Raw genomic sequence first — 25,709 nt, forward strand, 5'->3', positions numbered from 1 at the left:
CTCAGGCTTGCGGGTGCTCCGTGGGGTCGGCCAGCAGGCCGGTGAGGTAGGCGCCGTAGCCGCTCTTGCCGAACCGCTCGGCGGCGCCGAGCAGCTGGGCGTCGTCGATGAAGCCCATCCGCCACGCCACCTCCTCGGGGCAGCCGATCTTGAGGCCCTGGCGGTGCTCGACGGTGCGCACGTAGTTGCTGGCGTCGTTGAGGTCGTCGAAGGTGCCGGTGTCGAGCCAGGCGGCGCCGCGGGGCAGCACCTCGACCCGCAGCCGTCCCTCGGCGAGGTAGAGCCGGTTGAGGTCGGTGATCTCGAGCTCGCCCCGGGCCGAGGGGGCCAGCCCGCGCGCCTTCTCCACGACGTCGGGGCCGTAGAAGTAAAGGCCGGGCACGGCGTAGCTGCTGCGCGGCTCGGCCGGTTTCTCCTCCAGCGAGACGGCTCGGAAGTCCTCGTCGAACTCCACGACCCCGTACGCCGTCGGGTCGGCCACCCGGTAGCCGAACACCGCAGCGCCGTCGATCTCGTCGAAGCGCCGCAACCGCGAGCCGAGCCCCTCGCCGTAGAAGAGGTTGTCGCCGAGCACCAGCCCGACCGACCGGTCGCCGACGTGGTCGGCGCCGATGAGGAACGCCTGGGCCAGCCCGTCGGGTGAGGGCTGCACTGCGTAGCTGATCTCGAGGCCCCACTGCGACCCGTCGCCCAGCAGCCGCTGGAACTGCTCCGACTCGTGGGGCGTGGTGATCACCAGCACCTCGCGCACCCCGGCCAGCATCAGCGTGGTGAGCGGGTAGTAGATCATCGGCTTGTCGTAGACCGGCATCAGCTGCTTGCTCACCCCGAGGGTGATGGGGTGCAGCCGCGAACCGGTGCCTCCGGCCAGGATGATCCCGCGCATGGCCGACACCCTAGCGGCGGGGTCGTCCGCCGACTTCGTGGCCCGCGGGCGCCCGCCCTAGACTCCGCCGCATGCAGCGGATACTCGTGACCGGCGGGGCCGGCTTCATCGGCTCCAACTTCGTGCACCACCTGGTGCGCGAGACCGACGTGCGCGTGACGGTGCTCGACAAGCTCACCTACGCCGCCAGCCGCGAGGCGCTCGACGCGCTCGACCCCGCCCGGGTCGAGCTCGTGGTGGGCGACGTCGCCGACGAGGCCGCGGTCGACCCGCTGGTGGCCGACCACGACGCGGTCGTCCACTTCGCGGCGGAGTCGCACAACGACAACTCCCTCGACGACCCCAGCCCGTTCATCCGCACCAACCTGATCGGCACCTTCACCCTGCTCGAGGCCGCCCGGCGCCACGGCACCCGGCTCCACCACGTCTCGACCGACGAGGTCTACGGCGACCTCGAGCTCGACGACCCCGAGCGGTTCACCGAGCAGACCGCCTACAACCCCAGCAGCCCCTACTCGGCCTCCAAGGCCGGCTCCGACCACCTGGTGCGGGCCTGGGTGCGCAGCTTCGGCGTGCAGGCGACGATCTCCAACTGCTCCAACAACTACGGCCCCTGGCAGCACGTCGAGAAGTTCATCCCCCGCCAGATCACCAACGTCATCGACGGCGGCCGCCCCAAGGTCTACGGCGACGGCCTCAACGTCCGCGACTGGATCCACGCCGACGACCACTCCGCGGCGGTCTGGACGATCCTGCAGCGCGGCCGGATCGGGGAGACCTACCTCATCGGTGCCGACGGCGAGCGCAACAACCTCGAGGTCGTGAAGGCGATCCTGGCCCGGTTCGGCCACGGCGAGGACCACATCGACTTCGTCACCGACCGCGCCGGTCACGACCGCCGCTACGCCATCGACTCCGGCAAGCTGCGCGCCGAGCTCGGCTGGGCGCCGCGCTTCCCCGACTTCGAGGCCGGCCTGGCCGACACGGTGCAGTGGTACGTCGACCACGAGGCCTGGTGGCGCCCGCACAAGGCGGCGATCGAGGCGTCGTACGCGGCGAAGGGCCAGTAGTGGCCGACGAGCTGTCGGTCGAGGAGACCACGGTCCCGGGCCTGCTGGTCGTCCGGCTGCCGCGACCCGAGGACGCCCGCGGCTGGTTCAAGGAGAACTGGCAGCGCGAGAAGATGGTGGCGCTCGGCCTGCCGGACTTCGAGCCGGTGCAGCAGAACATGGCCTACAACGCCGACCGGGGCACCACCCGCGGCATCCACGCCGAGCCGTGGGACAAGCTGGTCTCGGTGGCCACCGGCCGGGTGTTCGGGGCGTGGGTCGACCTGCGCGAGGGTCCGTCGTTCGGCAGCGTCTTCCACCTCGAGATCGGCCCGGACACCGCGGTCTTCGTGCCCCGCGGCGTCGGCAACTCCTACCAGGCGCTCGAGGACGGCACCCTCTACTCCTACCTCGTCAACGACCACTGGCGCGCCGGCACCGCCTACCCCGCGGTCACGCTCGACGACCCCACCGCCGCCATCCCGTGGCCGATCCCGCTCGCCGAGGCCGAGGTCTCCGACAAGGACCGCGCCAACCCCCGGCTCGAGGACGTCGAGCCGATGCAGCCGCGGCGCACGCTGGTGGTCGGCGCCGCCGGCCAGCTCGGCCGCGCGCTCGCCGCGGCGTTCCCCGAGGCCGACCTGGTCGACCACGTCGCCGACGCCGGGGCCGGCATCGAGGCGCTCGACCTCGGCGACCCCGCCGCGATCGCGGCCTGGCCGTGGGCGGAGTACGGCCTGGTGCTCAACGCCGCCGCCTACACCGCCGTCGACGAGGCCGAGACCCCCGACGGCCGGCGCGTGGCGTGGCAGGTCAACGCCGGCGGTCCGGCGGCGCTGGCGCGGGTCGCCCTGGCCCACCGGCTCACGCTCGTGCACTACTCCACCGAGTACGTCTTCGACGGCACCGTGGCCGACCACGTCGAGGACGAGCCGCTCTCACCGCTCGGGGTCTACGCCCAGACCAAGGCCGCCGGTGACGTGGCGGTGTCGGTGCTGCCGCGGCACTACCTGCTGCGCACGTCGTGGGTGGTCGGCGAGGGGCGCAACTTCGTGCGCACCATGCAGAAGCTGGCCCACGACGGCGTCTCGCCCACCGTGGTCGACGACCAGGTCGGCCGGCTCACCTTCACCGACGAGCTGGCTCGCGCAACCCGCCACCTGGTGACGACCGGCGCGGCGTACGGCACCTACAACGTCAGCAACGGCGGCGAGCCGATGGCCTGGGTCGACGTCGCGCGCGCGGTCTTCGCGCTGTGCGGCCGGTCGGCCGACGACGTCTCTGCGACCTCCACGGCCGCGTACGCCGAGGGCCGCTCGATGGCCCCCCGGCCCGCCAACAGCACGATGGACCTCTCCAAGCTCCGGGCCACCGGCTTCGAGCCGGAGGATGCCGGCGCGGCGCTGGAGCGCTACGTGCTGACGACCGGCGAGCGGCCGTAGTCGTCCTCGAGGCGGACGATGTCGTCCTCGCCGGTGTAGCTGCCGCGCTGCACCTCGATCACGACCAGCGGCTCGGCGTGGGCGTTGGTGATCCGGTGGGCCTGGCCCACCTCGACGAAGACGCTGTCGCCGGTGCGCGCGACGACGGTGTCGCCGTCGATGACGCAGGTGGCGGTGCCGCGGACCACGATCCAGTGCTCCGCGCGGTGCTCGTGGGTCTGGTAGGACAGGCGGGAGCCGGGGTCGACGACGATCCGCTTGACCTTGAACCCGTCACCCTCGTCGAGGACGTGCCACGACCCCCACGGCCGGTTCTCGCTGTCGCCGATCATCCTGGTCCTGTCGTCTCAGCCGGCCCCCACGGACCGGTCCTCGCTACAACGCTGCCATCGTAGGCAGGGTCACGGGCACCCCGGCGGGTATTGGTCAAAAGGTGGGTGAACACCTCACCGGCGCCGCAGCCCGGCGAGCGCGGGACGCACGTCGAGCAGGAACACCAGGGCCGCGATGATCGCGACGAGGTTGAGCAGGAACGAGAAGCTCAGCACCTGGGCCACCATGCCCAGGCCCAGGATCAGGTTCCACGCGGGCTTGGTGAGCTTGCCCGCCGCCTCGTAGGCCGGAGCCGGGAACATCAGGCTGTTGACGAAGGCGAAGATGTTCACCGCGAGCAGGATCAGCACCACGAGCAGGGTGATCAGCCCCACGCCGGTGAACACGGTCTCCATGCGCCGGAGTCTACCCGCGCGACGTCCGCCGTCCGGACGCGACGAGGCCCCGGGGGCCGCTGGCTCCCGGGGCCTCGTGGGGACTTGGTCGTCCCGGCTGGTCGTCCGGCTGGTCGTCCCGCCTGACGACCCGGTGGTGCCGGGTCAGGCGGACCGGCTCACTTGCTGGTGGCGGCCTTCTTGGCCGGCGCCTTCTTGGCGGTGGCCTTCTTCGCCGGAGCCTTCTTGGCGGCCGGCTTGCTCGCGGCCTTGCGCGGAGCCGCGCCGGACGTGGCGGTGCGGGCGGCCGAGCGGCTGGCGGCGGGGGTCTTCGGGGCGTCGACCACCGAGGCCACGGCCTCGATGGAGTCCTCGACGTCGTCGGCGATCTCGTCGAGCACACCGGCGGCCTGGCCGCGGTAGGTCTTCACGGCCTGCTCGCCGCGCTTGGCGAGGTCGGCGTACGCCGACGAGGCAGTGCCGAGGTTGGTGGCGACGTAGGAGGTCACCTTGGTCGGCAGCGCCTTGGCCTGCTCCTGCAGGTCGGCCACGCGAGCCTCGACCGCCGAGCGGCGGGCCTTGGCGTCCTCGCTGATCGCCTCGACGCGGGAGTTCACGACCGTCACGGCCTGCTCGCGCAGCGCCTGCGGCTTGAGGTCCACCGAGGTGATGGTCCGGGTGACGTCCTTCTGGACGTCGGTGACCCGCTTCTGCACGTCGACGACGTACTCCTTGACGGCCTCGACCGCCAGGTCGGCCACGCCGGCGCCGGCGTAGAAGGTGCGGGTGGCCTCGGACTTGAGATCGAACTTGGGCATGGTTGCTCCTCTGAGCTGTCGGGTGGTGCTCCGGGGGGGTGCTGGTCAGGCCGGCGTGGGCGGCTCGTCGCCACCGACCGCGCCGTTCATGGCGAGGAAGGAGGCGTAGACGTCGAGCAGGGACTGCTTCTGCCGCTCGGTCAGCCCGGTGTCGTTGAGGACCGCGAGCTCGACCGAGCCGCCCACGCCGTCCTCGGGGCTGATGATCCCGGCGCGCACGTAGAGCTGCTCCGCCGAGATCCGAAGGGCCTTGGCGATCTGCGTGAGCACCTCGGCCGAGGGCTTGCGCAGGCCGCGCTCGATCTGGCTCAGGTAGGGGTTGGAGACCCCGGCCTGGTCGGCGAGCTGCCGCAGGGAGAGTCGGGCGCCGACCCGCTGCTCCCTGAGGTAGTCGCCGAGCGAGCCGACGGTCTTGCCGACGACCTCGCCCATCGTTGCCTTCGCCATGACCCCACTGTGCTAACTCCTGCTAGCAAATGCAAACTACGCGTCTGTGCGACGAGTCACACGGCGGCGGGATCCGCCCTGCCGGACAAGGCGGATCCGGGTCACGAGGGGTGCTTGCTCAGAACGTCGCCCTGATCTCACCGACCGGACGGCCACCGCCGAGCACCGGCGCCGCCCCGGTCCTCAGCGCCGCCTCGTCGGTGATGCCGGACCGGCGCAGCGCGGCGGCCATCAGCACCGGGCGCACCCGGGGCGCCCCGTCGTCGGTCTTGAGCGCGAACGCCCGCCCGTCGGGCAGCGCCACGGCGTAGCACGACTCGGCACCGGCCTTCCCGATCGCGCCGGAGAGCGCGGTGAGCAGCGCCCGCTCGTCGCGGGTGGTGCCCGAGACCCACTCGGGGTGGGCCCGAATGGCGTCGGCGACCCGGCGCTCGGGACCGGCGTCGGCCAGCGCGAGCGTCCGGAAGGCGTGGGCCAGCCCGGTGAGCGAGGTGGAGAGCAGGGGGGCGCCGCAGCCGTCGACGGCCGTCACCGCGACCGGTTCGCGGGTCAGCTGGGCGAACGTCTCGGCGATCGCCCGCTGGAGCGGGTGGTCGGGCTCGAGGTACGTCGCGGTCGGCCACCCGTTGGTCACGCAGGTCAGCAGCATCGCGGCGTGCTTGCCCGAGCAGTTCATCGCGATCGAGGTGCGCGCCCCGCCGGCCCGGAGCACGGCGTCGCGCGCGGCGTCGTCGAGCGGGTGGTCGGGCGGGGTCTGCAGGTGCGACTCGTCGAGCCCGGCCAGCGCGAGCACCCGGCGCACGCCGTCCTGGTGGAACGGCTCGCCGGAGTGGGAGGCGCAGGCCAGCGCCAGCAGCTCCGGCGGCAGGTCGAGGCCGTGGCGAACCATCGCCACCGCCTGGAGCGGCTTGTTGCACGACCGCGGCAGCACCGGCGCCTCGACGTCGCCGACCGACCAGGCGGTGGCACCGTCGGGATCGAGCGCGACGACCGAGCCGTAGTGGTGGCCCTCCACGAACCCGGAGCGGACGATCTCGGCGACGACGGGGGCTGGCACGCCCCGAGCGTAGGCGCTGTGGGCGGCTGGCAGGATGTCGGGCATGTCGTCCGCGCCCGTGCCGCAGCACTGCCCCACGCCCCGGGAGCTGGACGACCTCGAGCTGCTCGTCAGCGGCGCGCTGGTGCCGCTCACCGAGTTCAACCGCCCCGGCAGCCCGGTCACCCTCGAGCTGCCGCCGTCGGTCGACGAGCTGGCGCGCACCGCGGGCACGGTCGAGCTGGTCGACCCCGAGGGGCTGCCGCTGGCTCGGGTCGCGTGGCCGGAGGGCCGGATCCAACCGCTCACCCACGCTGCGTTCGGCCCGTTCCGCCACCTGCGGCTCACCCCACGGGTGGCGAGGCGCCGGCACGGCGGCCGGGTGTTCGTGCCGGTGTGCGAGCCGATCACCACCGACCAGCTCGGCCACCTGGCCACGCTCGGCCCGGTCGCCCTCGTCGCGATGGTCGGGCAGGGCACCGCTGCCGTCGGCCCGGTCACGCTGGTGCGGGCCACCCTCGCCGCCGCCGAGCTGCTGCCCGACGCGGTCGTCATCGCGGTGCCGCTGGCGTCCCACGCCGACCCCGACGACGACGCCTACCTGCTCGGCCAGATCATGGCGGCGTACGCCGAGGACGACCCGGTCGAGGAGCTCGACCCCGACGACAGCCCGGTGCCCGCACCGGTCGCGGCGGTGCTGCTGGCCGACCAGCCGCCGCCGGACCGCCAGGGCCTGGTGCTGTTCTTCACCGGTCTCTCCGGCAGCGGCAAGTCGACGCTGGCCCGGGCCTTCACCGACCACCTGCTCGAGCTCGGCACCCGCACGGTCACCTCGCTCGACGGCGACGTCGTGCGCCGCAACCTGTCCGCCGGGCTGACCTTCTCCAAGGCCGACCGCGAGACCAACATCCGCCGGATCGGCTGGGTCGCGGCCGAGATCGCGCGGCACGGCGGCGTCGCGGTGGTCAGCCCGATCGCGCCGTTCGACGAGACCCGCCAGCAGGTGCGGGCGATGGTCGAGGACGCCGGCGGCGCGTTCTTCCTCGTCCACGTCGCCACGCCGCTGGAGGAGTGCGAGCGCCGCGACCGCAAGGGCCTCTACGCCAAGGCCCGGCGCGGCGAGATCCCCGAGTTCACCGGCATCTCCTCGCCCTACGAGGAGCCGCGCGACGCCGACGTCCGGGTCGACACCACCGGTCGGAGCATCGACGAGGCGCTGACCGACGTGCTGGTGGTGCTCCGCGAGCGCGGCTACCTCGACCTGCTCGGCACCCTGCACCCCGAGCAGGAGACCGAGGACGACGCCCTCCAGGTGCTCTACGTCTGCACCGCGAACATCTGCCGCTCCCCCGCCATGGAGCTGCTCTCGCGCCGGGTGCTGCCCGACAGCGCCGACGTGGTGTTCTCCAGCGCCGGCACCCACGGGCACGTCGACAAGCCGGTCGACCCCGAGATCCTGCGCTCGCTGCCGGCCGACGTGGTCAGCGACGACTTCCGCAGCCGTCAGCTGTCCACCCGGCTGCTCGAGGAGGCCGACCTGGTGCTGACGGCCGAGACCGCCCACCGCGACTTCATCCTCGAGGAGCAGCCCGGGATGTTCCGCAAGGTGTTCACGCTCGGCCAGTTCGCCAACGCCGTCGAGCGGGTCGGGGCCGACCTGCCCCGCGAGGAGCTGCTCCGGATGGTCGCGGAGTCGCGGCCCACCGCCGAGCCGGCGGGCGACGTACCCGACCCCTACCGACGCGGTCGCGACGCCGCGGTCGCCTGCACGGCCCGGATCGAGGGGCTGCTCGCCCGGGTGCTGCCGGCACTCAGCGCCCACCGCGGCGACGCTGGCTAGCGAGCGCCCGCCCAGGCGCTAGGGTCGGGCGGCAGAGGCTGCTGACAGGGTGCGTACGGCTCGCCTCGGGCCGGTCTCGCGCGCCCTCCTGCGGCGTACCGCCCGCCCGAGGAAGCGAACCGCATGGCCGACGTCATCACCACCACCTTCTTCTCCATCCTGGTGGCGGGCTTCCTCGTCGGCGTCGTCGTCGGCCTCACCGGCATGGGCGGCGGCGCGCTGATGACGCCCGCGCTGATCTTCCTCGGCGTGGGTGAGACCGCGACCGTCGTCACCGCCGACCTCACCGCGGCCGCCGTCTACAAGACCGGCGGCGCGATCGTGCACGCCCGCGAGGGCTCGCCGAACCTCTCCCTGGCCAAGTGGCTGATCATCGGCTCGGTGCCCACGGCGCTGCTCGGGCCACACCTGGTCGCCGCGTTCACCGACGACGCCGACGAGCTCGACTACGTGCTCAAGATGGCGATCGGCGCCGCGCTGCTGCTGGCCGCCTCCACCTACGCCCTGCGGCTCTACATCAACCTGCGCCGGGTCCGCCGCGGCGGCCCGCTGGGCGACCCCGACCCGCGGATCCGGCCGGTGCCGACGCTGCTGGTCGGGATGCTCGGCGGCCTGCTGGTCGGCATCACCAGTGTGGGCTCCGGGTCGGTGATCATGGTGGCGCTGCTGATGCTCTACCCCGGGCTGTCGGCGGTGAAGCTGGTCGGCACCGACCTGGTGCAGGCTGTGCCGCTGGTGCTGGCCGCCGCGGTCTCCAACATCGCGCTCAACGGCCTCGACTGGGGCATCACGGTCCCGCTCATCCTCGGGTCGGTGCCGGGCACGCTGCTGGGCAGCCGGATCGCGCCCCGCGTGCCGCAGTCGGTGATCCGCCGCGGCATCGTCGTGGTGCTGACCATGTCCGGGGTGGCGCTCCTCGACAAGGCCGGCTGGGCGCCGCTGGGCGAGCACGAGACCCACCCGGTGCTGATCGCCGGGGTCGGCCTGGCGATGGTCGTGCTGGTGCCGTTCGTCTGGGGGCTGCTGCGCCGGGGCCAGGGCCTGCCCATGTTCGGCGCCCCCACCGTGGCCGAGCTCGAGGGCACCGACGTGCGCTCCCGCCGCGGCAGCGGCGCCCGGAGCTAGCGCCTGCCGACCTGACCGCGGGGGGGGGGGGGGGGGGGGGGCGGGCCCCCCCCCCCCCCCGCGGGGGGGGGGGGGGGGGCGGGGGCCTACCGCGCCCCTCCACCCCCCGCCTCGGCGCGGGGTCAGGGGCGGCCGAGGGCCCGGTAGGTCCAGCCGGCGGCCCGCCAGGCCACCGGGTCGAGGCAGTTGCGACCATCGATGAGGGCAGGCACCGCGACCTGCTCCTTGAGCGCGACCGGGTCGAGCGCGACGTACTCGCGCCACTCGGTCAGCAGCACCACCAGGTCGGCGTCGGCGACGGCCTCCTCGACCGTGTCGACGCAGGTCAGGTCGGGGAACTTCTTCCGCGCGTTGTCCATGGCCTGGGGGTCGGTCACCCGCACCACCGCGCCCTGCACCTGCATCCGCGAGGCGACGTCGAGGGCCGGGGAGTCGCGGATGTCGTCGCTGTCGGGCTTGAACGCCGCGCCGAGCACCGCGATCCGGCGGCCGACGATGGAGCCGCCGGAGACCTCGCGGGCCAGGTCGATCATCCGTGCCCGGCGGCGGAGGTTGATGGCGTCGACCTCCTGCAGGAAGGTCAGCGCCTGGTCGACCCCGAGCTCGCCGGCGCGCGCCATGAAGGCCCGGATGTCCTTGGGCAGGCAGCCACCGCCGAAGCCGACGCCGGCGTTGAGGAAGCGGCGGCCGATCCGGGCGTCGTGGCCGATGGCGTCGGCCAGGCTCGTCACGTCGGCGCCGGTGGCCTCGCACAGCTCGGCCATGGCGTTGATGAAGGAGATCTTGGTGGCCAGGAACGAGTTGGCCGCGACCTTCACCAGCTGGGCGGTCGCGAGGTCGGTCTCGACCTTGGGCGTGCCGTCGGCGAGCGCGCTGCGGTAGATCTCGTCGAGCACCCCGGCGGCGCGGTGGCCGGCGTCGGTGTCCTCGAACCCGTAGACGAACCGGTCGGGGTGGAGGGTGTCCTGCACGGCGAAGCCCTCGCGGAGGAACTCGGGGTTCCAGAGCAGCTCGGCACCGGGCTGGGCCTCGTGGACCTGCTCCGAGATCGTCTCGGCGGTGCCGACCGGCACCGTGGACTTGCCGACCACGACGTCGCCGGGCTTGAGGATCGGGAGGAGGGTCTCGGTGACCGCCCGCACGAAGGTGAGGTCGGCGGCGTTCTCGCCCTGCTTCTGGGGCGTGCCGACGCAGATGAAGTGGACGACCGCGTCGGCGGCACGGCTGGCGTCGGTGGTGAACTCGAGCCGGCCGCTGGCCAGCGCCTCCTCGAGCAGCTCCGGCAGGCCCGGCTCGTGGAACGGCGCGCGGCCGGCGGAGAGCTGGGCGACCTGCTCCTCGAGGACGTCGATGCCGATGACGTCGTGACCCAGCTTGGCCATGCACGCGGCGTGGACCGCTCCGAGGTAGCCGCAGCCGAAGACAGAGATCTTCATGCCGGGGAGTCTAGGGGTGCGCGCCGGGCCGGCCCGCGGCTGGACGGGTTTCGCCGCCACGTCGGGCGCGGGCTAGTCTGTCGGTTGGTTTTCCCCCGAGCAGAAGGTCCGTCGACGCGTCATGACCGCAACCCATTCCGACTACCGGCTGAGTCAGCTCGACCAGCTGGAGGCGGAGTCGATCCACATCTTCCGTGAGGTCGCCGCCGAGTTCGAGAAGCCCGTCCTGATGTTCTCGGGGGGCAAGGACTCGATCGTGATGATGCGCCTCGCCGAGAAGGCCTTCTTCCCGGCGAAGATCCCGTTCCCGGTGCTGCAGGTCGACACCGGCTACGACTTCCCCGAGGTGCTGGCCTGCCGCGACAACTGGGTCAACCGCCTCGGCGTGCGCCTGGTGGTCGCGTCGGTCGAGGAGGCGATCGCCAACGGCATCGTCGTCGACGACGGCAAGACCAGCCGCAACCGGCTCCAGATCGGCACCCTGCTCCACGCCCTCGAGGAGGGTGGCTTCACCGCCGCCTTCGGCGGTGGGCGCCGTGACGAGGAGAAGGCACGCGCCAAGGAGCGCGTCTACTCCCACCGCGACGAGTTCGGGCAGTGGGACCCGAAGATGCAGCGCCCCGAGCTGTGGAGCCTCTACAACGGGCGGATCCACGAGGGCGAGCACATGCGGATCTTCCCGATCTCCAACTGGACCGAGCTGGACATCTGGGACTACATCGGCCGCGAGGGCATCGAGATCCCCTCCATCTACTTCTCCCACCAGCGCCGGGTCTTCGAGCGCGACGGGATGCTGCTCACGGAGAGCGAGTTCAACCCGACCCGTCCCGGCGAGGAGGCCAGCGAGCGGACCGTGCGGTTCCGCACCGTCGGCGACCTCACGCTGACCGGCTGCGTCGAGAGCACCGCCTCCACCATCGACGAGATCATCGCGGAGGTCGCCGTGGCCCGGGTCACCGAGCGCGGCGCGACCCGAGGGGACGACCGGTTCTCCGAGGCCGCCATGGAGGACAGGAAGAAGGAGGGCTACTTCTGATGTCCACCACCAGCTCCGCGAACACCAACCAGGGGATCGGCATGGACCTGCTGCGCTTCGCCACGGCCGGCTCGGTCGACGACGGCAAGTCCACGCTCATCGGACGGCTGCTGCTCGACTCCAAGGCGATCTTCGAGGACCAGCTCGAGGCCGTCGAGGCCACCAGCCAGTCCAAGGGCCACGACTACACCGACCTGTCGCTGCTGACCGACGGACTCCGCTCCGAGCGCGAGCAGGGCATCACCATCGATGTGGCCTACCGCTACTTCGCCACGCCCAACCGCAAGTTCATCATCGCCGACACCCCCGGCCACGTGCAGTACACCCGCAACATGGTCACCGGCGCCTCGACCGCCGACCTCGGCCTGGTGCTGGTCGACGCCCGCCAGGGCCTCACCGAGCAGTCACGCCGCCACGCGGTGCTGCTCTCGCTGCTGCGGGTCCCCCACCTCGTGCTGGCCGTGAACAAGATGGACCTCGTCGACTTCTCCCAGGAGGTCTACGACCGGATCCACGCGGAGTTCACCCAGTTCGCCACCAAGCTCAACATCCCCGACCTCGAGGTCATCCCGATCTCGGCGCTGCAGGGCGACAACGTCGTCGAGCGGTCGGAGAACATGGCGTGGTACTCGGGTCCGACGCTGATGCACCACCTCGAGCACGTGCACGTGGCCTCCGACCGCGACCTGGTCGACGTCCGCTTCCCCGTGCAGTACGTCGTGCGCCCCAAGTCCGACGAGCACCACGACTACCGCGGCTACGCCGGCCAGGTCGCCGGCGGGGTCCTCAAGCCCGGCGACGAGGTCGTCGTGCTGCCCTCGGGCATGACCTCGAGGATCGCCGGCATCGACCTCTTCGACAAGGAGATCTCGGAGGCGTTCCCGCCCATGTCGGTGACCATCCGCCTCGAGGACGACGTCGACGTCTCGCGCGGCGACATGATCGCCCGGGTCAACAACGCCCCCAAGCCGAGCCAGGACATCGACGCGATGGTCTGCTGGATGACCACCACGCCGCTGCACCCGCGCCAGAAGCTGGCCATCAAGCACACCACCCGGTCGGCCCGGGTGCTGGTGAAGGACATCCAGTACCGCCTGGACGTCAACACCCTCCACCGCGACCAGGACACCAAGGAGCTCGGTCTCAACGAGATCGGCCGGGTGCAGCTGCGCACGACCATGCCGCTGCTCTGCGACCCCTACTCGCAGAACCGCACCACCGGCTCGTTCATCCTCATCGACGAGGCGACGGGCGTCACCGTGGGTGCCGGCATGATCAACTCGGGCAGCTGAGAACCCCGCGGTGACCCCGGGACTCACCTAGAGTGACCACGTGACCAACGTCCTCGACTCGGGGCTCACCGAGATCCCGACGCCGCGACGCAAGCGGATCACCCGCTGGCACAAGGTGAAGCGGTGGTTCCGCAACCACCGGGCGTTGTCGATCATCTTCGCGGTCGTGGGCGTGCTGCTGCTCATCGTGCTGCTGTGGCTGCTCTGGCTGATGAGCAAGCTGGGCGACATCCAGCGCTTCCCGCTCGACCTCGACGACCGGCCCCCGAGCCTGGCCGGCACCACGATCCTGCTGGCCGGCATCGACGACCCCGAGCGTCGCGAGGACCTCTTCGACATGCTCGAGTCGGGCGAGTGGGAGCAGGGCGAGTTCCGCAGCGACGCGATCATGCTGCTGCACATCAACACCGACTTCCGCTCCGCCCAGCTGATCTCCATCCCGCGCGACTCCTACGTCAACGTCGAGGGCTACGGCAAGACCAAGATCAACGCGTCGTTCTCCTACGGCGGCCCGTCGCTGCTGACCAAGGCGGTCGAGGACCTCACCAAGGTGCGGGTCGACCACGTGATGGTCATCGACTTCACCCACTTCGCAGACCTCGCCGACACCCTCGGCGGCGTCAAGGTCAACATCCCCACCGGCGGCACCGACCCCACCGGCTTCACCTGGGAGCCCGGCCCGGTGACGCTGCGCGGCGAGTCGGCCGTCTACTACGTGCGGGCCCGCTACAACCTGCCGCGCGGCGACTTCGACCGCGTGCAGCGTCAGCAGAACTTCCTGCGCGCCGTCCTCAACCAGGTGCGCAGCCGCAGGATCCTCGCCAACCCGTTCAAGATCAGCGAGCTGGTCACCGAGCTCAGCGACCTGGTGGCCGTCGACGAGTCGTTCACACCCGGCAAGATGCGCAGCCTCGCGATCTCGTCGCGCAACCTGCGCCCCGCCGTGATCCGGTTCGCGACCGTGCCCTACACCGGCACCCCGACCATCGACGGCGCCAGCGTCGTCACCCTCGACATCCGCGCCACCCGCGAGATGATGGGCGCCATGGCGCGCGACCAGTTCGAGGTCTGGCTCGCCAACGCCGGCGACGGCGTCGACCAGCTCCCGGACGCCGCCCAGGTCGACTGACACCCTGGTCCCCGGGGGAGACGGGAGGGTTCTCGTCGTACGGGGTCTCGAGGCTCGTCGCCAGTCGAGACCTCCGCACCCGAACGCCGACCGTCCCTGGCGCAGGGCTCTCGTCCCACCGGGTTTCGAGACAGGCGTTCCACGCCTTCCTCAACCAGCGGTGGCCTGCCGGTGGTTGAGGAAGTTGCGCTAGCAACTGTCTCGAAACCCCCGCCTGCCGAGCGCCCTCCGGTGGGAACGGGAGGGCTCTCGCCGCACCGGGTCTCGACGACGCTCGCTGCTCGACCAGCGGTGCGCGCCCGTCCGCTCGCCGGAGTGCCGCGCCGCCGGCACGGAGGCGGCGGAGCGACGGGCGTCGTTCGGCACGTAGACGGCGGCGTGGCGCCGCAGCGAGCACGGGGAACCGCAGGGCAGCGTCCGGCGACACGGCAACGAGTGCTGAACGACGTCCGGCGCGCAGCAGCCGCAGCGCCCACCCACGCGCGGCACCCCGCACCCACCCCCACCCACAGTCACCACCCGGCCGGATCACACAGGCCCGCGGTCCAGCACCCACCCGAGCCCCGTCCCCGGAGTCGCCAGGCAACGGAAGGCGTCCGGCTCACCGGGTCTCGTCGACGCTCGCTGGCGCTCGCTGCTCGACCAGCGGGACGCAGAACGGCCCGCCCGGACCGAGGTCCGGGCGGGCCGTTCGTGGCGAGCGGGTCAGCCGATGGGGATGACCACCTCGGCGACGTTGCCCACCGAGGCCTGGACCTTGCGGTCCACGGGGTCGGCCTTGGGGGCGAGGGTCCGCAGCGTCCACTGCCCCTCGCCGGCGAAGAACCGGAAGTGACCGGTGGCCGACGTCGGCACCTCGGCGGTGAACTCACCGCTGCTGTCGAGCAGGCGCACGTAGGCGTTGCCCACCGGCTCGCCGTCCCGGAGCACCTGCCCCTGCACGACGGCCTCCTTGGCCACGTTCACACCGTCGAGCGAAAGCCCGCCCTGGGTCGCACCGCACATGATCGTCGTCCTTCCGTCTCGCTGCGGCTCAGGCCTCGCCGGGCTCGTCGCCGAGGGCGACGGGCACGCCGACGAGGGAGCCGTACTCGGTCCAGGAGCCGTCGTAGTTCTTGACGTTCTGGTGGCCGAGCAGCTCCTTGAGCACGAACCAGGTGTGCGAGGAGCGCTCGCCGATACGGCACAGGGCGATGGTGTCCTTGCTGTCGTCGAGGCCGGCGGCGCCGTAGATCTCGCGGAGCTCGTCGTCGCTCTTGAAGGTGCCGTCGTCGTTGGCCGCCTTGCTCCACGGCACGTTGATCGAGGTCGGCACGTGGCCGGCGCGCTGGGCCTGCTCCTGCGGGAGGTGGGCGGGCGCGAGGAGGCGGCCGGCGTACTCGTCGGGGCTGCGGACGTCGACCAAGTTCTTCACGCCGATGGCCGCGACGGCCTCGTCGCGGAAGGCGCGGATCGAGTGGTCCTGCTCCTGCGCGGTGTACGACGTCTCGGCGCGGGTCGGCACCTCGTCGGTCAGCTCGCGGGAGTCGAGCTCCCACTTCTTGCGGCCGCCGTCGAGCAGCTTGACGTCCTGGTGGCCGTAGAGCTTGAAGTACCAGTAGGCGTAGGCGGCGAACCAGTTGTTGTTGCCGCCGTAGAGGACGACGGTGTCGTCGTTGCCGACGCCGCGCGACGACAGCAGCGCCTCGAACTGCTCCTTGTTGACGAAGTCGCGGCGCACCTGGTCCTGCAGGTCCGTGGTCCAGTCGAGCTTGATGGCGCCCCTGATGTGGCCCTTGTCGTAGGCGGTGGTGTCCTCGTCGACCTCGATGAGGACCACCTTGTCGTTGTCGAGGTTCTCCTCGACCCACTGGGCGGAGACCAGGCTGTTCTCGCGGCTCATGTCGTTACCTTTCTGTCGCACCGCTGTCGGTGCGGGGTTCTGGGTGGTGGGGATGGGTGCTTCGGTCAGGTGGCCGGCGCCAGGCGGCGCAGCAGGAGGTACATCTCGCAGCCCAGGCAGAGCCCGAGGACGGCGTTGAGGAGGGCGGCGACGAGGGCGAAGCCGGTCGCGACCAGGCCGACGGTGGTGGCCCCGGCGAGGAAGCCTCCGAGCGCCACCGCGGCGAAGGCGAACCCGACTGCCTGTGCGAAGCGCGGAGGTGTCGGGTCCTCGAGCTCGACCGGCGCGCCGAGCCGTGGCCGGACCACGCTGCGGAACAGGTGGGCGGTCGGCGTGTGCTGGACGCCGCGGACGGCGCCGAGCGCGAACAGCGCCGCCTGGACGGCGATCACGACGGTCGCCGCGCCGGTCGGGAGCAGCAGCACGGCGAGGAGCACGACGGCGGTGACCGCCGCGGTGAACCGGGGACCGCGCGGGTCGATCCCGGCGTCGGTGCCGGTCGGGCTGCCGGACATGGTGGTGGACATGGCTCTCCTGCTCCTGGACGGTCTGGACGACGGTCCCGGGGCTGACGGCCGGCGCGGGCACGACGATGCGCGCGACGGCTCAGGTCCACCGACGGTGGAAGGGGCCCCGGGTCAGGAGCGACGACACAGCGACGAGCGGACGCGGCAGTGGTCCACTGCGCGTCGGCGGGTCAGCCAGGTCGTGGTCATGACCCCGAGCCTAGGCCGGGTGCGGTCGAACCGCCGACTCGCGTCCCGAGGCGTGGACGGCCGTCTCGCTGAGTGAGAACCGCCCGCGAGCGCGGCGGCCCGGTCACGTCGATCCGAACGCAGGCGCAGGTCGCGCACGGCTATGCTCGCGCCGCGACCCGGGGGACCACCGGGCGCCCCTCCCACCCCCGCAGATCTCGCAGAAGGAGCCCCGCGTGGCACGTCGTGCCTTCATCACCGGCGTCACCGGCCAGGACGGCTCGTACCTGACCGAGCTCCTGCTCGAGAAGGGCTACGAGGTGCACGGCCTGGTCCGGCGGGCGTCCACGCTCAACCGCAGCCGGATCGACCACATCACCTCGCCCGAGCTGCACCTCCACTACGGCGACCTGACCGACGGCGTCAGCCTGGTGAACCTGATCCGCACCATCGAGCCCCACGAGGTCTACAACCTCGGCGCGCAGAGCCACGTCAAGGTCTCCTTCGAGATGCCGGAGTACACCGCGTCCACCGACGCCGTCGGCGCGCTGCGCCTGCTCGAGGCGATCCGCGCCTCCGGCCTCGACTGCCGCTACTACCAGGCGTCGACCTCGGAGATGTTCGGCGCGACGCCGCCGCCGCAGGCCGAGAACACCGCCTTCTACCCCCGCTCCCCTTACGGCGCCGCCAAGCTCTACGGCCACTGGGTCACGGTCAACTACCGCGAGTCCTACGACCTGTTCGCGGTGTCGGGGATCCTGTTCAACCACGAGTCGCCCCGCCGCGGCGAGAGCTTCGTGACCCGCAAGGTCACCCTCGGCGTCGCCAAGATCAAGCTCGGCGTGGCCGACCAGCTCCACCTCGGCAACCTCGAGGCGGTGCGCGACTGGGGCTACGCCAAGGAGTACGTCGAGGGCATGTGGCGGATGCTCCAGCACGACGAGCCCGGCGACTACGTGCTGGCCACCGGGCAGGGTCGCACCGTGCGCCAGTTCGTCGAGACGGCGTTCTCCCACGCCGGGCTGAACTGGGAGGACCACGTGGTCTACGACAAGCAGTACGAGCGGCCGGCCGAGGTCGACGCCCTCATCGGCGACGCGAGCAAGGCCCAGGAGGTACTGGGCTGGACGGCGACGACCGGGCCCGACGACCTCGCCCGCCTGATGGTCGACGCCGACCTCGAGCAGATGTCGCGGCTGCTGCGCGCGTGAGCACCGCGCTGGTCACCGGCGTCGCCGGCCAGGACGGCGTCTACCTCGCGCACCGGCTGCTCGCCATGGGCACCCGGGTCGTCGGCACCACCCGGCCCGGGAGCGGGTCGGCGGCCGCGATGGCGCCGTACCTCGACGGGGTGCTGCTCGAGGAGTGCGACCTCCGCGACGCCGAGGGGTTCGCCGCCCTCCTCGAGCGCCACCGCCCCGATCGGGTCTTCAACCTCGGCGGCTTCACCTCCGTGGGCGCGAGCTGGGACCAGCCAGAGCTGGTCGCGGAGGTCAACGGCGCCGCCGTCGAGCGGATGCTCGCCGCCGTGCGCGACCACCGCGACCGCACGGGCGACGACGTGCGCTTCCTCCAAGCCGCGTCGGCCGAGGAGCACGGCGACGCCCGCAGCCCCTACGCCGAGTCGAAGGCCCGCGCCCGCGAGGCCGTGCGCCGGGCCCGCTCCGAGCACGGGCTGTTCGCGTGCGCGGGCGTGCTGCACAACCACGAGAGCCCGCTGCGGCCGGCCCGGTTCGTGACCCGCAAGATCACCACGGCAGCCGCCGCGATCGCGTTGGGGCGCCAGGAGCGGCTCCGGCTCGGCACCCTCGAGGTCGCCCGCGACTGGGGCGCCGCCCGCGACCACGTGGAGGCGCTGCGGCTGATGCTCGACCTGCCCGAGCCACGCGACCTGGTCGTGGCCACCGGGGTCACCCACACCCTGCGCGACCTGGTGGAGCAGGCGTTCGCGGCGGCCGGCGTCGACGACGCCTGGGCCCGCGTCGACCACGACCCCGCGCTGGTGCGGCCGCAGGACTCCGCCGCGCTCGCCGGCGACCCGGGCGAGGCAGAGCGGCTGCTGGGCTGGCGGGCCACGACGTCGTTCGAGGACGTCGTGCGCACCATGGTGGAGGTCGACCTCGAGCGGCTCCGCACGGGCGTCGCGGAGCGCGCCGACTACGCCCGCTGACGACAGGACTGACACGGTGGACACGCCCGGATTGCTCAGTTCCGGCTCCCCGCACACGGAGAGCCTCGGGCGCAGTTAGACTCGCTCGACACAGTGGGTACGGGTGCCGAGCGCACTCTGAAGAGAAGTGAAGGACGCGCGTGGATCTCCGACAGCTCGTGCAGGTCCTGCGGCGACGCTGGCTGACCATCCTGTTGATCATGGTCGCCGCCCTCGCGGGCACGTCCGTCTACACCTTCACCCGCACGCCCCAGTACGAGTCGTCGGCCAAGGTGTTCATCTCCGCCGACGTCCGCAACGCCTCCGACAGCTTCACCGCGCAGCTGACCATCACCCAGAAGGTGCAGGCCTACGCCACCCTGGCGACCAGCACCGTGGTGATGGAGCGGGTGATCGACGAGCTCGACCTCAACCTCAACACCGCGCAGCTGGCCGAGAAGGTCTCCGCCGAGGTGGTGCCCGAGACCCCGAGCCTCGAGGTCAAGACCAAGGACCCCGACCCCTCGACGGCGCAGATCATCAACCGGACGGTGTCCGAGCAGCTCACGGAGTACCTCACCGAGCTCGAGACCCTGCGCGGCAGCAGCAACTCCCAGATCAACGCGAACGTCACCGATCCGGCCGACTTCGACCCCGACGCGGTCAGTCCGCGCACGATCCTCAACCTCGTGGTCGCCGGCGTGCTCGGCCTGCTCATCGGCATCGCGCTGGCCGTGGCCCGCGAGATCCTCGACCGCACGGTCTCGAGCCTCGAGCACGTGCAGGAGGTCACCACCGCGCCGGTGCTGGCCAGCATCGCCTTCGACCCGGCGATCAAGAAGCAGCCGCTGCTCACCGACGTGAGCGGGTTCGCGGCGCGCACCGAGGCGTTCCGCCTCCTGCGCACCAACCTCCAGTTCCTCGACCTCGACCACCAGCCCCGCTGCCTGGTCATCACCAGCGCGGTGCCCGGCGAGGGCAAGTCGACCACCGCCGCCAACCTCGCGATCGCGCTCTCGCAGGCCGGCCGCCGCACGCTGATCGTCGACGGCGACCTGCGCCGCCCGCGCGTCGCGCAGATGCTCCAGCTCGACGCCGCCATCGGTCTCACGACCGTGCTGGTCGGCCGCGCCGACGTCAAGGAGGCCATCCAGGTGCACGAGGCCAGCGGCCTGCACCTGCTGGCCAGCGGCGCCAAGCCGCCGAACCCCACCGAGATCCTCCAGTCGCGGGTCACCGCCGACCTGATCCACCAGCTCCGCGACCTCTACGACATGGTCATCATCGACGCGCCGCCGCTGCTGCCGGTGGCCGACGCGGCCGTGCTGAGCGCGATCGCCGACGGCGCGATCATCGTGACCCGCCACGCCAAGACCACCCGCGAGCAGCTGCGCGACGCCGTGGGCCGTCTCGAGCAGGTCGGGGCCCGCGTCTCGGGCATCGTGATGAACATGATCGCCCGGCGCTCCACCAACAACTACTACTACTACTACTACGAGGAGACCACGCCGAACCCTCGCCGCAAGAAGTGATGGGACGCTCCCCGGGGCTGGCCCTGCGACGGGTCCGCCAGACGTTCTCCTTCGCCAACGGCGGCCGCGTGCTCCTCGACCTGGCCTCGAGCCGCGCGCCGTGGCGACGCGACGAGCTGGTCTTCGAGACCCGCGACGGCGCGGTCATCACCTGCCCCAACTGGCCGGGCGCGCGGGTGCCGGTCTACGAGGTCTTCGCCGAGGACGCCTACCACCTGCGCGACACCCTCGCCGGCCTCTCGCCGACCCCGCGCATCCTCGACATCGGCGGCCAGGTCGGCTGCTTCTCGGTGGCCGCCGCCCGCTTCGCGCCCACCGCCGTCGTCCACACCTACGAGGCCTCCGCCACCACCGCCACCTGGCTGGCCCGCAACGTCGCCCGCAACGACCTCGCCGACCGGGTGACGGTCAACGCCACCGCGGTCGCCGGCCACGACGGCACCCTCGAGCTGGTCGACAACGGCCACGCCAGCGGCCTCAACGGCGGTGCCACCGCTGGCACCCTGGTGACCGTCCCGTGCGTCACGTTCGCGGCCGCCCTGACCCGGCTGCTCGAGCTGCCGGTCGACGGTGCGCCGTCCGACACCGTCGACCTGGTCAAGCTCGACACCGAGGGCGCGGAGTTCGACATCGTCCTCTCCAGCGAGCCGGCCGACTGGGCGCCGGTGCGCCGGGTGGTGATGGAGTACCACGACGTGGCTGGGCACTCGTGGTCGGAGCTCGAGGCGTTCTTCGCCGAGGCCGGCCTCACCGTGACCCGGCACGAGCCCAACGGTGACCGCTACGGCACCGTCTGGCTGGCCCGCTGAGGCACGCCCGGCAGCGGGGACCAACCTGCGCGAAGGCGTCACCACCGGCCTTCCCGCTCGTTACTGTGGACGAGTTCCGGCGCGGTGCCGGGCGGAGGAGGATCAGTGACCGAGTCCAAGCGGGTCGTCGTGATGGGCGGTGCCGGCTTCCTCGGCTCGCACCTGTGCGAACGGCTGGTGGGTGAGGGGCACGAGGTGGTGTGCCTCGACAACTTCGTCACCGGCTCGCCCACCAACGTGGCCCACCTGGTGCCCGAGGTGGACTTCCGGCTGGTGCGCACCGACGTCACCGACTACGTCCACGTGGGCGGCCCGGTCGACGCCGTGCTCAACTTCGCCTCCCCCGCCTCGCCCATCGACTACCTCCGGCTGCCGATCGAGACCCTCAAGGTCGGCTCGCTCGGCACCCTCCACGGCCTGGGCCTGGCCCGCGAGAAGGGCGCCCGGTTCATCCTGGCGTCGACCTCGGAGGTCTACGGCGACCCGCAGGTGCACCCCCAGGCCGAGGACTACTGGGGCCACGTCAACCCGGTCGGCCCGCGCGGGGTCTACGACGAGGCGAAGCGCTTCTCCGAGGCCCTCACCATGGCCTACCGCAGCTCGCACGGCGTCGACACCGGCATCGTGCGCATCTTCAACACCTTCGGCCCGCGGATGCGCCCCAACGACGGCCGCGCGATCCCGAACTTCATCCGGCAGGCACTGCTGGGCGAGCCGGTCACCGTCGCCGGCGACGGCCTGCAGACCCGGTCGATCTGCTACGTCGACGACCTCGTCGACGGCATCCTGCGGCTGATGCACTCCGACCGGCCCGGCCCGGTCAACATCGGCAACCCCCACGAGATCTCGATGCTCGACCTCGCCCGGTGGATCGTCGACCTGGTCGGCTCGAGCTCGGAGATCGTCCACGTCGAGCGCCCGGTCGACGACCCGACGGTGCGCCAGCCCGACATCACCCGGGCCCGCGAGGAGCTCGGCTGGGAGCCGCAGGTCTCGATCGAGGAGGCGCTCAAGCGGACCATCTCGTGGTTCCGCGAGCACCCCGAGCTGGTCACCCCCTGACCCGCGCGGCGTGAGCAGGCTCCCCGCCAGGCTGCAACCGGCCTGGCCCCTCCTCAAGCGTGTCCACCGGGCGCTGTCGCTGCTGCTGGGACTGCTGTACCGGCGTACGGCGCCGCTGACCCCGCGGCGCCGCCGGCTGCCGGTGCGCGCGACCGCCACGTCGGCCGACACCGCCGCCCGCGAGCCGGGTGCGGTGACGCTGCACCCGGGCGGGCCCGCCGAGCGGCTGCGCCGCGAGCCCCCCGAGGGCGACCCCCCGGGGCACTGGCGGTTCGCCCACGAGCTGACCTTCGACGTGCCGGCCCGCTACGTGCTGGAGGTCCGCGGCGGCAGCGTGGTCGGCGAGCACGCCGCGGTGGTGACCCCGGGCGGGACGCTGGACTTCCAGACCAGCAACTACTTCGGCATCGCCGGGTGGCGCGAGCACCCGGTCTTCCTCCACCCGCGGCTACCGCGCGAGCAGCACGTCGACGGCACCCTCCTCAACCTCACCACCCGCGGCTCGACCGCGAACTACTACCACGTCCTGCTCGACGTGCTGCCCCGCTACGGCGTCTTCCGCGAGGCGCTGCCCGACGCCACGGTCGACGCGGTGGCGGTGCCGCACGGCACCGGCTACCAGCGCCAGCTGCTCGCGATGGTCGGGCTCGGCGACGGCACCACGCTCGTGCAACCGGCCGCCGACCTGACCCTCACCGCCGACCGGCTGCTGGTGCCGAGCACCCCCAACGACGCGCTCTCCGCCCCGCGGTGGGTGGTGCGGTGGCTGCGTGAGCACCTGCCGGCGAGCGGCGTGCCCACCGGCCGGCCGCGCCTCTACGTCACCCGCGGCGACCGGCCCCACACCCGCCGCTACGTCGAGGAGGAGCAGCTCTGGCCCGAGCTCGAGTCCCGCGGCTTCCTCCGCCTCGACCCGGGCCAGCACTCCGTGCAGGAGCAGGTCGACCTGTTCAGCGGCGCCGAGGTCGTCGTCGCCCCCCACGGCGCCGCCCTCGCCAACCTGGTCTTCCTGCCGCCGAAGGCCCGGGTGCTGGAGCTGTTCGCCCCGACGTACGTCAACCACTGCTACTGGACGATCACCCAGGCCCTCGACGACGTCGAGCACCACTACCTCGTCGGCGCCGGCCGGGTACCGCGCGAGGGAGCCGAGATGACCGGCGTCCTCACCGACGTCCGCCTCGACCCCACCAAGGTGCTGGCGTACGTCGACCGCCTGCTCTGACCCCCGCCGCCGGCACCGGTGGTCGAGCAGCGACGAGCCCCAGCGAGGAGCGCCCGTCGAGACCCCCGCACCCGAACGCCCTCCGGCGGTAACGGGAGGGCTCTCGGCTCACCGGGTTTCGAGACACGACTTCGTCGTTCCTCAACCAGCGAGCACCGCTGGTTGAGGAAGTTGCGCTAGCAACTGTCTCGAAACCCCGTACGACGAAAGCCCTCCCGTCCGCACGGCGGGCACTCGGCTCACCGGGTCTCGACGACGCTCGCTGGCGCTCCCTGCTCGACCACCGGCGCTGGTTGAGGTGCGAGCGGAGCGAGCCTCGACACTCCCGCGCACCCGAACGCCCTCCGGTGAGAACGGGAGGGCTCTTGCCTCACCGGGTCTCGAGGCTCAGGCCTAGCGCCTTCGCACCTCGACCACCGCACGCGCCGGTGGTCGAGCAGCGACGAGCCCCAGCGAGGAGCGTCCGTCGAGACCCCCGCCGGCCGAACGCCTCCAGCGGGAACCGGAGGGCTCTCGGCTCACCGGGTCTCGAGGCTCAGGCCTAGCGGCCTTCGCACCTCGACCACCGCACGCGCCGGTGGTTGAGGTGCGAGCGAAGCGAGCCTCGAAACCCCCGCCGGCGGAACACCCTCCAGCGGCAACGGGAGGGCTTCCGGCTCACCGGGTCTCGAGGCTCAGGCCTAGCGGCCTTCGCACCTCGGCCACCGCACGCCGGGATGCCGCGCCACTCGGCACGGAGGCGGCGGAGTCGACGGGCGTCGTACGGCACGTCGACGGCGGCGTGGCGCCGAAGCGGTGGCCGGGGCACGGCAGGGCAGCGCCCGGCGACACGGCAACGAGTGCCGAACGACGTCCGGCGCACAGCAGCCGCAGTGCCCCCACCGCGCGGCACTCCGCACCCACCCCCGCCGACAACCACCACCCGGCCGGATGACACCAGGGCAGTCAGCACCCGCCCGAGACCCGTCCCCGGAGTGACCCGGAACGAGAGTGGTCGCTCGGCCCGCGGCGGTCCTCGTCACCCGGCGGCGTCGGGGAACAGCCCCGCCCGCACCTGTGCGGCCATGCCCGACCAGGTGAGGCCGTCGGTCCAGGCGCGGCCGGCGGCGCGCTGCTCGGGGGTGGTGGCCAGGGCGGTGCGCATCGCGGCGGCGAGCGGGGCCGGGGAGAGATCCGGGGCGACGACGGCGTGGCCGCCCGAGACCTCGGCCAGGGCCGGGTCGTCGGAGACCACCACCGGGATGCCGAGCCGCAGGGCCTCGACGACCGGCAGGCCGTAGCCCTCGAAGTCGGAGGGAAACACCACCAGCGACGCCCCGGCGAAGCAGCGGGCGAACGCGTCGTCGTCGAGCCACGACTGCGGCTCGACCCGGTCGCCGAGCCCGAGAGCAGCGACCTGCTCCTCGATCGGGGCGCGGGCGCTGCCGGGGATCCCGACCAGCCGGAGCTGGAGCCGGTCGTCGGTGCGGCACAGCTCGGCCCAGGCGGCGAGCACCTTGTCGACGTTCTTGTTGGCGAACTGCCCGAACGCCACGGCGTACGGCGCCTCGCCGGTCGGCTCGGGAGCCGGCCACGCGTCGACGTGGTCGGAGCCGAGCAGGGTCGCCACGGCCTTGTCGCGCAGCCACGGCCGGCGGCGCACCAGGTCGCCGCGGGTGCGCTCGGAGATGCAGAACAGCGCGTCGGCGCGGCGGAAGGTCCAGCCGTAGGAGACCAGGCGGGCCAGCCGCCGGCCGCGGGAGAACTGGTGGGGGCGCAGCTCGTGGCGCACGTCGGTCACCACGGTGCCGCGCCGGCAGGGGGTGCCGGCCAGGGCGCTGGCGATCACCCCGCTCAGCACGGCGTCGGCGCGCAGCCGCTTGGCGGCCCGGCGGACGCCGAGCGAGCGGCGGCCCACGGCCGCCAGCGGGCCGCCCTCGGGACCGCCCACCGAGACCGCCTCGACCCCCGGCGGCAGCACCAGCTGGGGCGCGCCGTCGGAGACCACCACGACCTCGTCGTCGTGGTCGCGGACCCAGGCTGCGAGGAGGTTCTCGAGGATCACCGCGCTGCTGCCCGGCCGCACCCCGACCGCGTCGACCACCACCCGCACTCCGACCCCTTCCAGAACCACTG

General features: G+C 72.3%; 24 protein-coding genes. 13 read left to right on the plus strand and 11 right to left on the minus strand.

Annotated elements, in window-relative coordinates; all coding sequences use genetic code 11:
• Position 1: 1 nt before the first annotated feature.
• Positions 2 to 886: a glucose-1-phosphate thymidylyltransferase RfbA gene (rfbA, locus tag JT721_RS15355; protein WP_205474123.1), complete on the minus strand. Its 885-nt coding sequence runs from the start codon at positions 884 to 886 to the stop codon at positions 2 to 4.
• Between the two features lie 71 nt (positions 887 to 957).
• Between rfbA and rfbB the strand changes: the two genes are divergently transcribed.
• Both rfbB and JT721_RS15365 read left to right on the plus strand, forming a co-directional pair.
• Positions 958 to 1,956: a dTDP-glucose 4,6-dehydratase gene (gene rfbB / locus JT721_RS15360; protein ID WP_205474124.1), complete on the plus strand. Its 999-nt coding sequence runs from the start codon at positions 958 to 960 to the stop codon at positions 1,954 to 1,956.
• Positions 1,956 to 3,377, plus strand: a complete 1,422-nt coding sequence (locus JT721_RS15365; RefSeq protein ID WP_205474125.1) for a sugar nucleotide-binding protein — start codon at positions 1,956 to 1,958, stop codon at positions 3,375 to 3,377. Before rfbB ends, JT721_RS15365 begins: the two co-directional genes overlap by 1 nt.
• On the opposite strand, the gene JT721_RS15370 is transcribed toward JT721_RS15365, so the two are convergent.
• The 5 genes from JT721_RS15370 to JT721_RS15390 all read right to left on the minus strand — a co-directional run bounded on the left by JT721_RS15370 (position 3,347) and on the right by JT721_RS15390 (position 6,406).
• Positions 3,347 to 3,709, minus strand: coding sequence for a phosphomannose isomerase type II C-terminal cupin domain (locus JT721_RS15370; RefSeq protein ID WP_205474126.1), 363 nt, complete (start codon positions 3,707 to 3,709; stop codon positions 3,347 to 3,349). The genes JT721_RS15365 and JT721_RS15370 overlap by 31 nt on opposite strands.
• Before the next feature lie 114 nt (positions 3,710 to 3,823).
• Positions 3,824 to 4,105, minus strand: coding sequence for a DUF2516 family protein (locus JT721_RS15375; protein WP_205474127.1), 282 nt, complete (start codon positions 4,103 to 4,105; stop codon positions 3,824 to 3,826).
• A gap of 158 nt (positions 4,106 to 4,263) precedes the next feature.
• A complete protein-coding gene (locus tag JT721_RS15380; protein ID WP_205474128.1) occupies positions 4,264 to 4,902 on the minus strand; it encodes a hypothetical protein in 639 nt (212 codons plus the stop codon).
• Positions 4,903 to 4,947: 45 nt separating this feature from the next.
• Positions 4,948 to 5,349, minus strand: coding sequence for a helix-turn-helix domain-containing protein (locus JT721_RS15385; protein WP_205474129.1), 402 nt, complete (start codon positions 5,347 to 5,349; stop codon positions 4,948 to 4,950).
• Between the two features lie 118 nt (positions 5,350 to 5,467).
• A complete protein-coding gene (locus JT721_RS15390; RefSeq protein WP_307828086.1) occupies positions 5,468 to 6,406 on the minus strand; it encodes an asparaginase in 939 nt (312 codons plus the stop codon).
• A gap of 43 nt (positions 6,407 to 6,449) precedes the next feature.
• Between JT721_RS15390 and cysC the strand changes: the two genes are divergently transcribed.
• Positions 6,450 to 8,225 carry an adenylyl-sulfate kinase gene (cysC, locus tag JT721_RS15395; protein WP_205474131.1) on the plus strand — a complete coding sequence of 592 codons (1,776 nt, stop codon included), beginning with the start codon at positions 6,450 to 6,452 and terminating at the stop codon, positions 8,223 to 8,225.
• Positions 8,226 to 8,348: 123 nt separating this feature from the next.
• On the plus strand, positions 8,349 to 9,350 hold the full coding sequence (locus JT721_RS15400; RefSeq protein ID WP_205474132.1) for a sulfite exporter TauE/SafE family protein: 1,002 nt from the start codon (positions 8,349 to 8,351) through the stop codon (positions 9,348 to 9,350).
• 122 nt (positions 9,351 to 9,472) lie between these two features.
• Here JT721_RS15400 and JT721_RS15405 read toward each other — a convergent pair whose 3' ends face one another.
• On the minus strand, positions 9,473 to 10,786 hold the full coding sequence (locus JT721_RS15405) for a UDP-glucose/GDP-mannose dehydrogenase family protein (RefSeq protein ID WP_205474133.1): 1,314 nt from the start codon (positions 10,784 to 10,786) through the stop codon (positions 9,473 to 9,475).
• A 121-nt stretch (positions 10,787 to 10,907) separates the two neighbouring features.
• On the opposite strand from JT721_RS15405, the gene cysD reads away from it, so the two are divergent.
• The 3 genes from cysD to JT721_RS15420 are packed head-to-tail and all read left to right on the plus strand — an operon-like array spanning position 10,908 to position 14,243.
• Positions 10,908 to 11,822 carry a sulfate adenylyltransferase subunit CysD gene (cysD, locus tag JT721_RS15410; protein ID WP_205474134.1) on the plus strand — a complete coding sequence of 305 codons (915 nt, stop codon included), beginning with the start codon at positions 10,908 to 10,910 and terminating at the stop codon, positions 11,820 to 11,822.
• On the plus strand, positions 11,822 to 13,114 hold the full coding sequence (cysN, locus tag JT721_RS15415) for a sulfate adenylyltransferase subunit CysN (RefSeq protein WP_240340821.1): 1,293 nt from the start codon (positions 11,822 to 11,824) through the stop codon (positions 13,112 to 13,114). The genes cysD and cysN overlap by 1 nt, the downstream gene beginning before the upstream one ends.
• A gap of 40 nt (positions 13,115 to 13,154) precedes the next feature.
• Entirely contained in the window at positions 13,155 to 14,243 is a 1,089-nt protein-coding gene (locus JT721_RS15420) for an LCP family protein (RefSeq protein WP_205474135.1), read from the plus strand.
• Positions 14,244 to 14,948: 705 nt separating this feature from the next.
• Here the strand turns inward: JT721_RS15420 and JT721_RS15425 are convergent.
• The 3 genes from JT721_RS15425 to JT721_RS15435 form a co-directional block, all read right to left on the minus strand.
• Positions 14,949 to 15,248: a DUF1416 domain-containing protein gene (locus tag JT721_RS15425; RefSeq protein ID WP_205474136.1), complete on the minus strand. Its 300-nt coding sequence runs from the start codon at positions 15,246 to 15,248 to the stop codon at positions 14,949 to 14,951.
• A 28-nt stretch (positions 15,249 to 15,276) separates the two neighbouring features.
• On the minus strand, positions 15,277 to 16,125 hold the full coding sequence (locus JT721_RS15430; protein WP_205474137.1) for a sulfurtransferase: 849 nt from the start codon (positions 16,123 to 16,125) through the stop codon (positions 15,277 to 15,279).
• Positions 16,126 to 16,190: 65 nt separating this feature from the next.
• Positions 16,191 to 16,652: a DUF4395 domain-containing protein gene (locus tag JT721_RS15435; protein ID WP_240340822.1), complete on the minus strand. Its 462-nt coding sequence runs from the start codon at positions 16,650 to 16,652 to the stop codon at positions 16,191 to 16,193.
• Positions 16,653 to 17,056: 404 nt separating this feature from the next.
• Here JT721_RS15435 and gmd point away from each other — a divergent pair, with 404 nt between their 5' ends.
• The 6 genes from gmd (at position 17,057) to JT721_RS21805 (ending at position 23,594) form a co-directional block, all read left to right on the plus strand.
• Positions 17,057 to 18,031, plus strand: a complete 975-nt coding sequence (gene gmd / locus JT721_RS15440) for a GDP-mannose 4,6-dehydratase (RefSeq protein WP_205474138.1) — start codon at positions 17,057 to 17,059, stop codon at positions 18,029 to 18,031.
• The gene (locus JT721_RS15445; RefSeq protein WP_205474139.1) at positions 18,028 to 18,990 is read left to right on the plus strand and encodes a GDP-mannose 4,6-dehydratase; all 963 of its coding nucleotides are present in this window, start codon (positions 18,028 to 18,030) and stop codon (positions 18,988 to 18,990) included. The genes gmd and JT721_RS15445 overlap by 4 nt, the downstream gene beginning before the upstream one ends.
• A gap of 140 nt (positions 18,991 to 19,130) precedes the next feature.
• A complete protein-coding gene (locus JT721_RS15450; protein WP_205474140.1) occupies positions 19,131 to 20,501 on the plus strand; it encodes a polysaccharide biosynthesis tyrosine autokinase in 1,371 nt (456 codons plus the stop codon).
• The gene (locus JT721_RS15455; protein WP_205474141.1) at positions 20,501 to 21,310 is read left to right on the plus strand and encodes an FkbM family methyltransferase; all 810 of its coding nucleotides are present in this window, start codon (positions 20,501 to 20,503) and stop codon (positions 21,308 to 21,310) included. The genes JT721_RS15450 and JT721_RS15455 overlap by 1 nt, the downstream gene beginning before the upstream one ends.
• 105 nt (positions 21,311 to 21,415) lie before the next feature.
• On the plus strand, positions 21,416 to 22,372 hold the full coding sequence (locus JT721_RS15460) for an SDR family oxidoreductase (protein WP_307828087.1): 957 nt from the start codon (positions 21,416 to 21,418) through the stop codon (positions 22,370 to 22,372).
• 10 nt (positions 22,373 to 22,382) lie between these two features.
• Positions 22,383 to 23,594 (plus strand): DUF563 domain-containing protein, encoded by a 1,212-nt coding sequence (locus JT721_RS21805; RefSeq protein WP_205474142.1) that lies wholly within the window; start codon positions 22,383 to 22,385, stop codon positions 23,592 to 23,594.
• A 1,018-nt stretch (positions 23,595 to 24,612) separates the two neighbouring features.
• Here JT721_RS21805 and JT721_RS21810 read toward each other — a convergent pair.
• Positions 24,613 to 25,680, minus strand: a complete 1,068-nt coding sequence (locus JT721_RS21810) for a glycosyltransferase family 1 protein (RefSeq protein ID WP_205474143.1) — start codon at positions 25,678 to 25,680, stop codon at positions 24,613 to 24,615.
• Between the last annotated feature and the right edge of the window lie 29 nt (positions 25,681 to 25,709).

The sequence above is a fragment of the Nocardioides sp. SYSU D00038 genome, from assembly GCF_016924665.1.
Classification (GTDB): domain Bacteria; phylum Actinomycetota; class Actinomycetes; order Propionibacteriales; family Nocardioidaceae; genus Nocardioides.

Coding starts and splice junctions, on each gene's coding strand:
- JT721_RS15430 (WP_205474137.1), bottom strand. CDS start 16,125: ATGAGCCGCGAGAACAGCCTGGTCTCCGCCCAGTGGGTCGAGGAGAAC.
- JT721_RS15405 (WP_205474133.1), bottom strand. CDS start 10,786: ATGAAGATCTCTGTCTTCGGCTGCGGCTACCTCGGAGCGGTCCACGCC.
- JT721_RS15380 (WP_205474128.1), bottom strand. CDS start 4,902: ATGCCCAAGTTCGATCTCAAGTCCGAGGCCACCCGCACCTTCTACGCC.
- JT721_RS15435 (WP_240340822.1), bottom strand. CDS start 16,652: ATGTCCACCACCATGTCCGGCAGCCCGACCGGCACCGACGCCGGGATC.
- cysD (WP_205474134.1), top strand. CDS start 10,908: ATGACCGCAACCCATTCCGACTACCGGCTGAGTCAGCTCGACCAGCTG.
- JT721_RS15425 (WP_205474136.1), bottom strand. CDS start 15,248: ATGTGCGGTGCGACCCAGGGCGGGCTTTCGCTCGACGGTGTGAACGTG.
- rfbA (WP_205474123.1), bottom strand. CDS start 886: ATGCGCGGGATCATCCTGGCCGGAGGCACCGGTTCGCGGCTGCACCCC.
- cysC (WP_205474131.1), top strand. CDS start 6,450: ATGTCGTCCGCGCCCGTGCCGCAGCACTGCCCCACGCCCCGGGAGCTG.
- rfbB (WP_205474124.1), top strand. CDS start 958: ATGCAGCGGATACTCGTGACCGGCGGGGCCGGCTTCATCGGCTCCAAC.
- cysN (WP_240340821.1), top strand. CDS start 11,822: ATGTCCACCACCAGCTCCGCGAACACCAACCAGGGGATCGGCATGGAC.
- JT721_RS15370 (WP_205474126.1), bottom strand. CDS start 3,709: ATGATCGGCGACAGCGAGAACCGGCCGTGGGGGTCGTGGCACGTCCTC.
- JT721_RS15455 (WP_205474141.1), top strand. CDS start 20,501: ATGGGACGCTCCCCGGGGCTGGCCCTGCGACGGGTCCGCCAGACGTTC.
- JT721_RS15375 (WP_205474127.1), bottom strand. CDS start 4,105: ATGGAGACCGTGTTCACCGGCGTGGGGCTGATCACCCTGCTCGTGGTG.
- JT721_RS15385 (WP_205474129.1), bottom strand. CDS start 5,349: ATGGCGAAGGCAACGATGGGCGAGGTCGTCGGCAAGACCGTCGGCTCG.
- JT721_RS15400 (WP_205474132.1), top strand. CDS start 8,349: ATGGCCGACGTCATCACCACCACCTTCTTCTCCATCCTGGTGGCGGGC.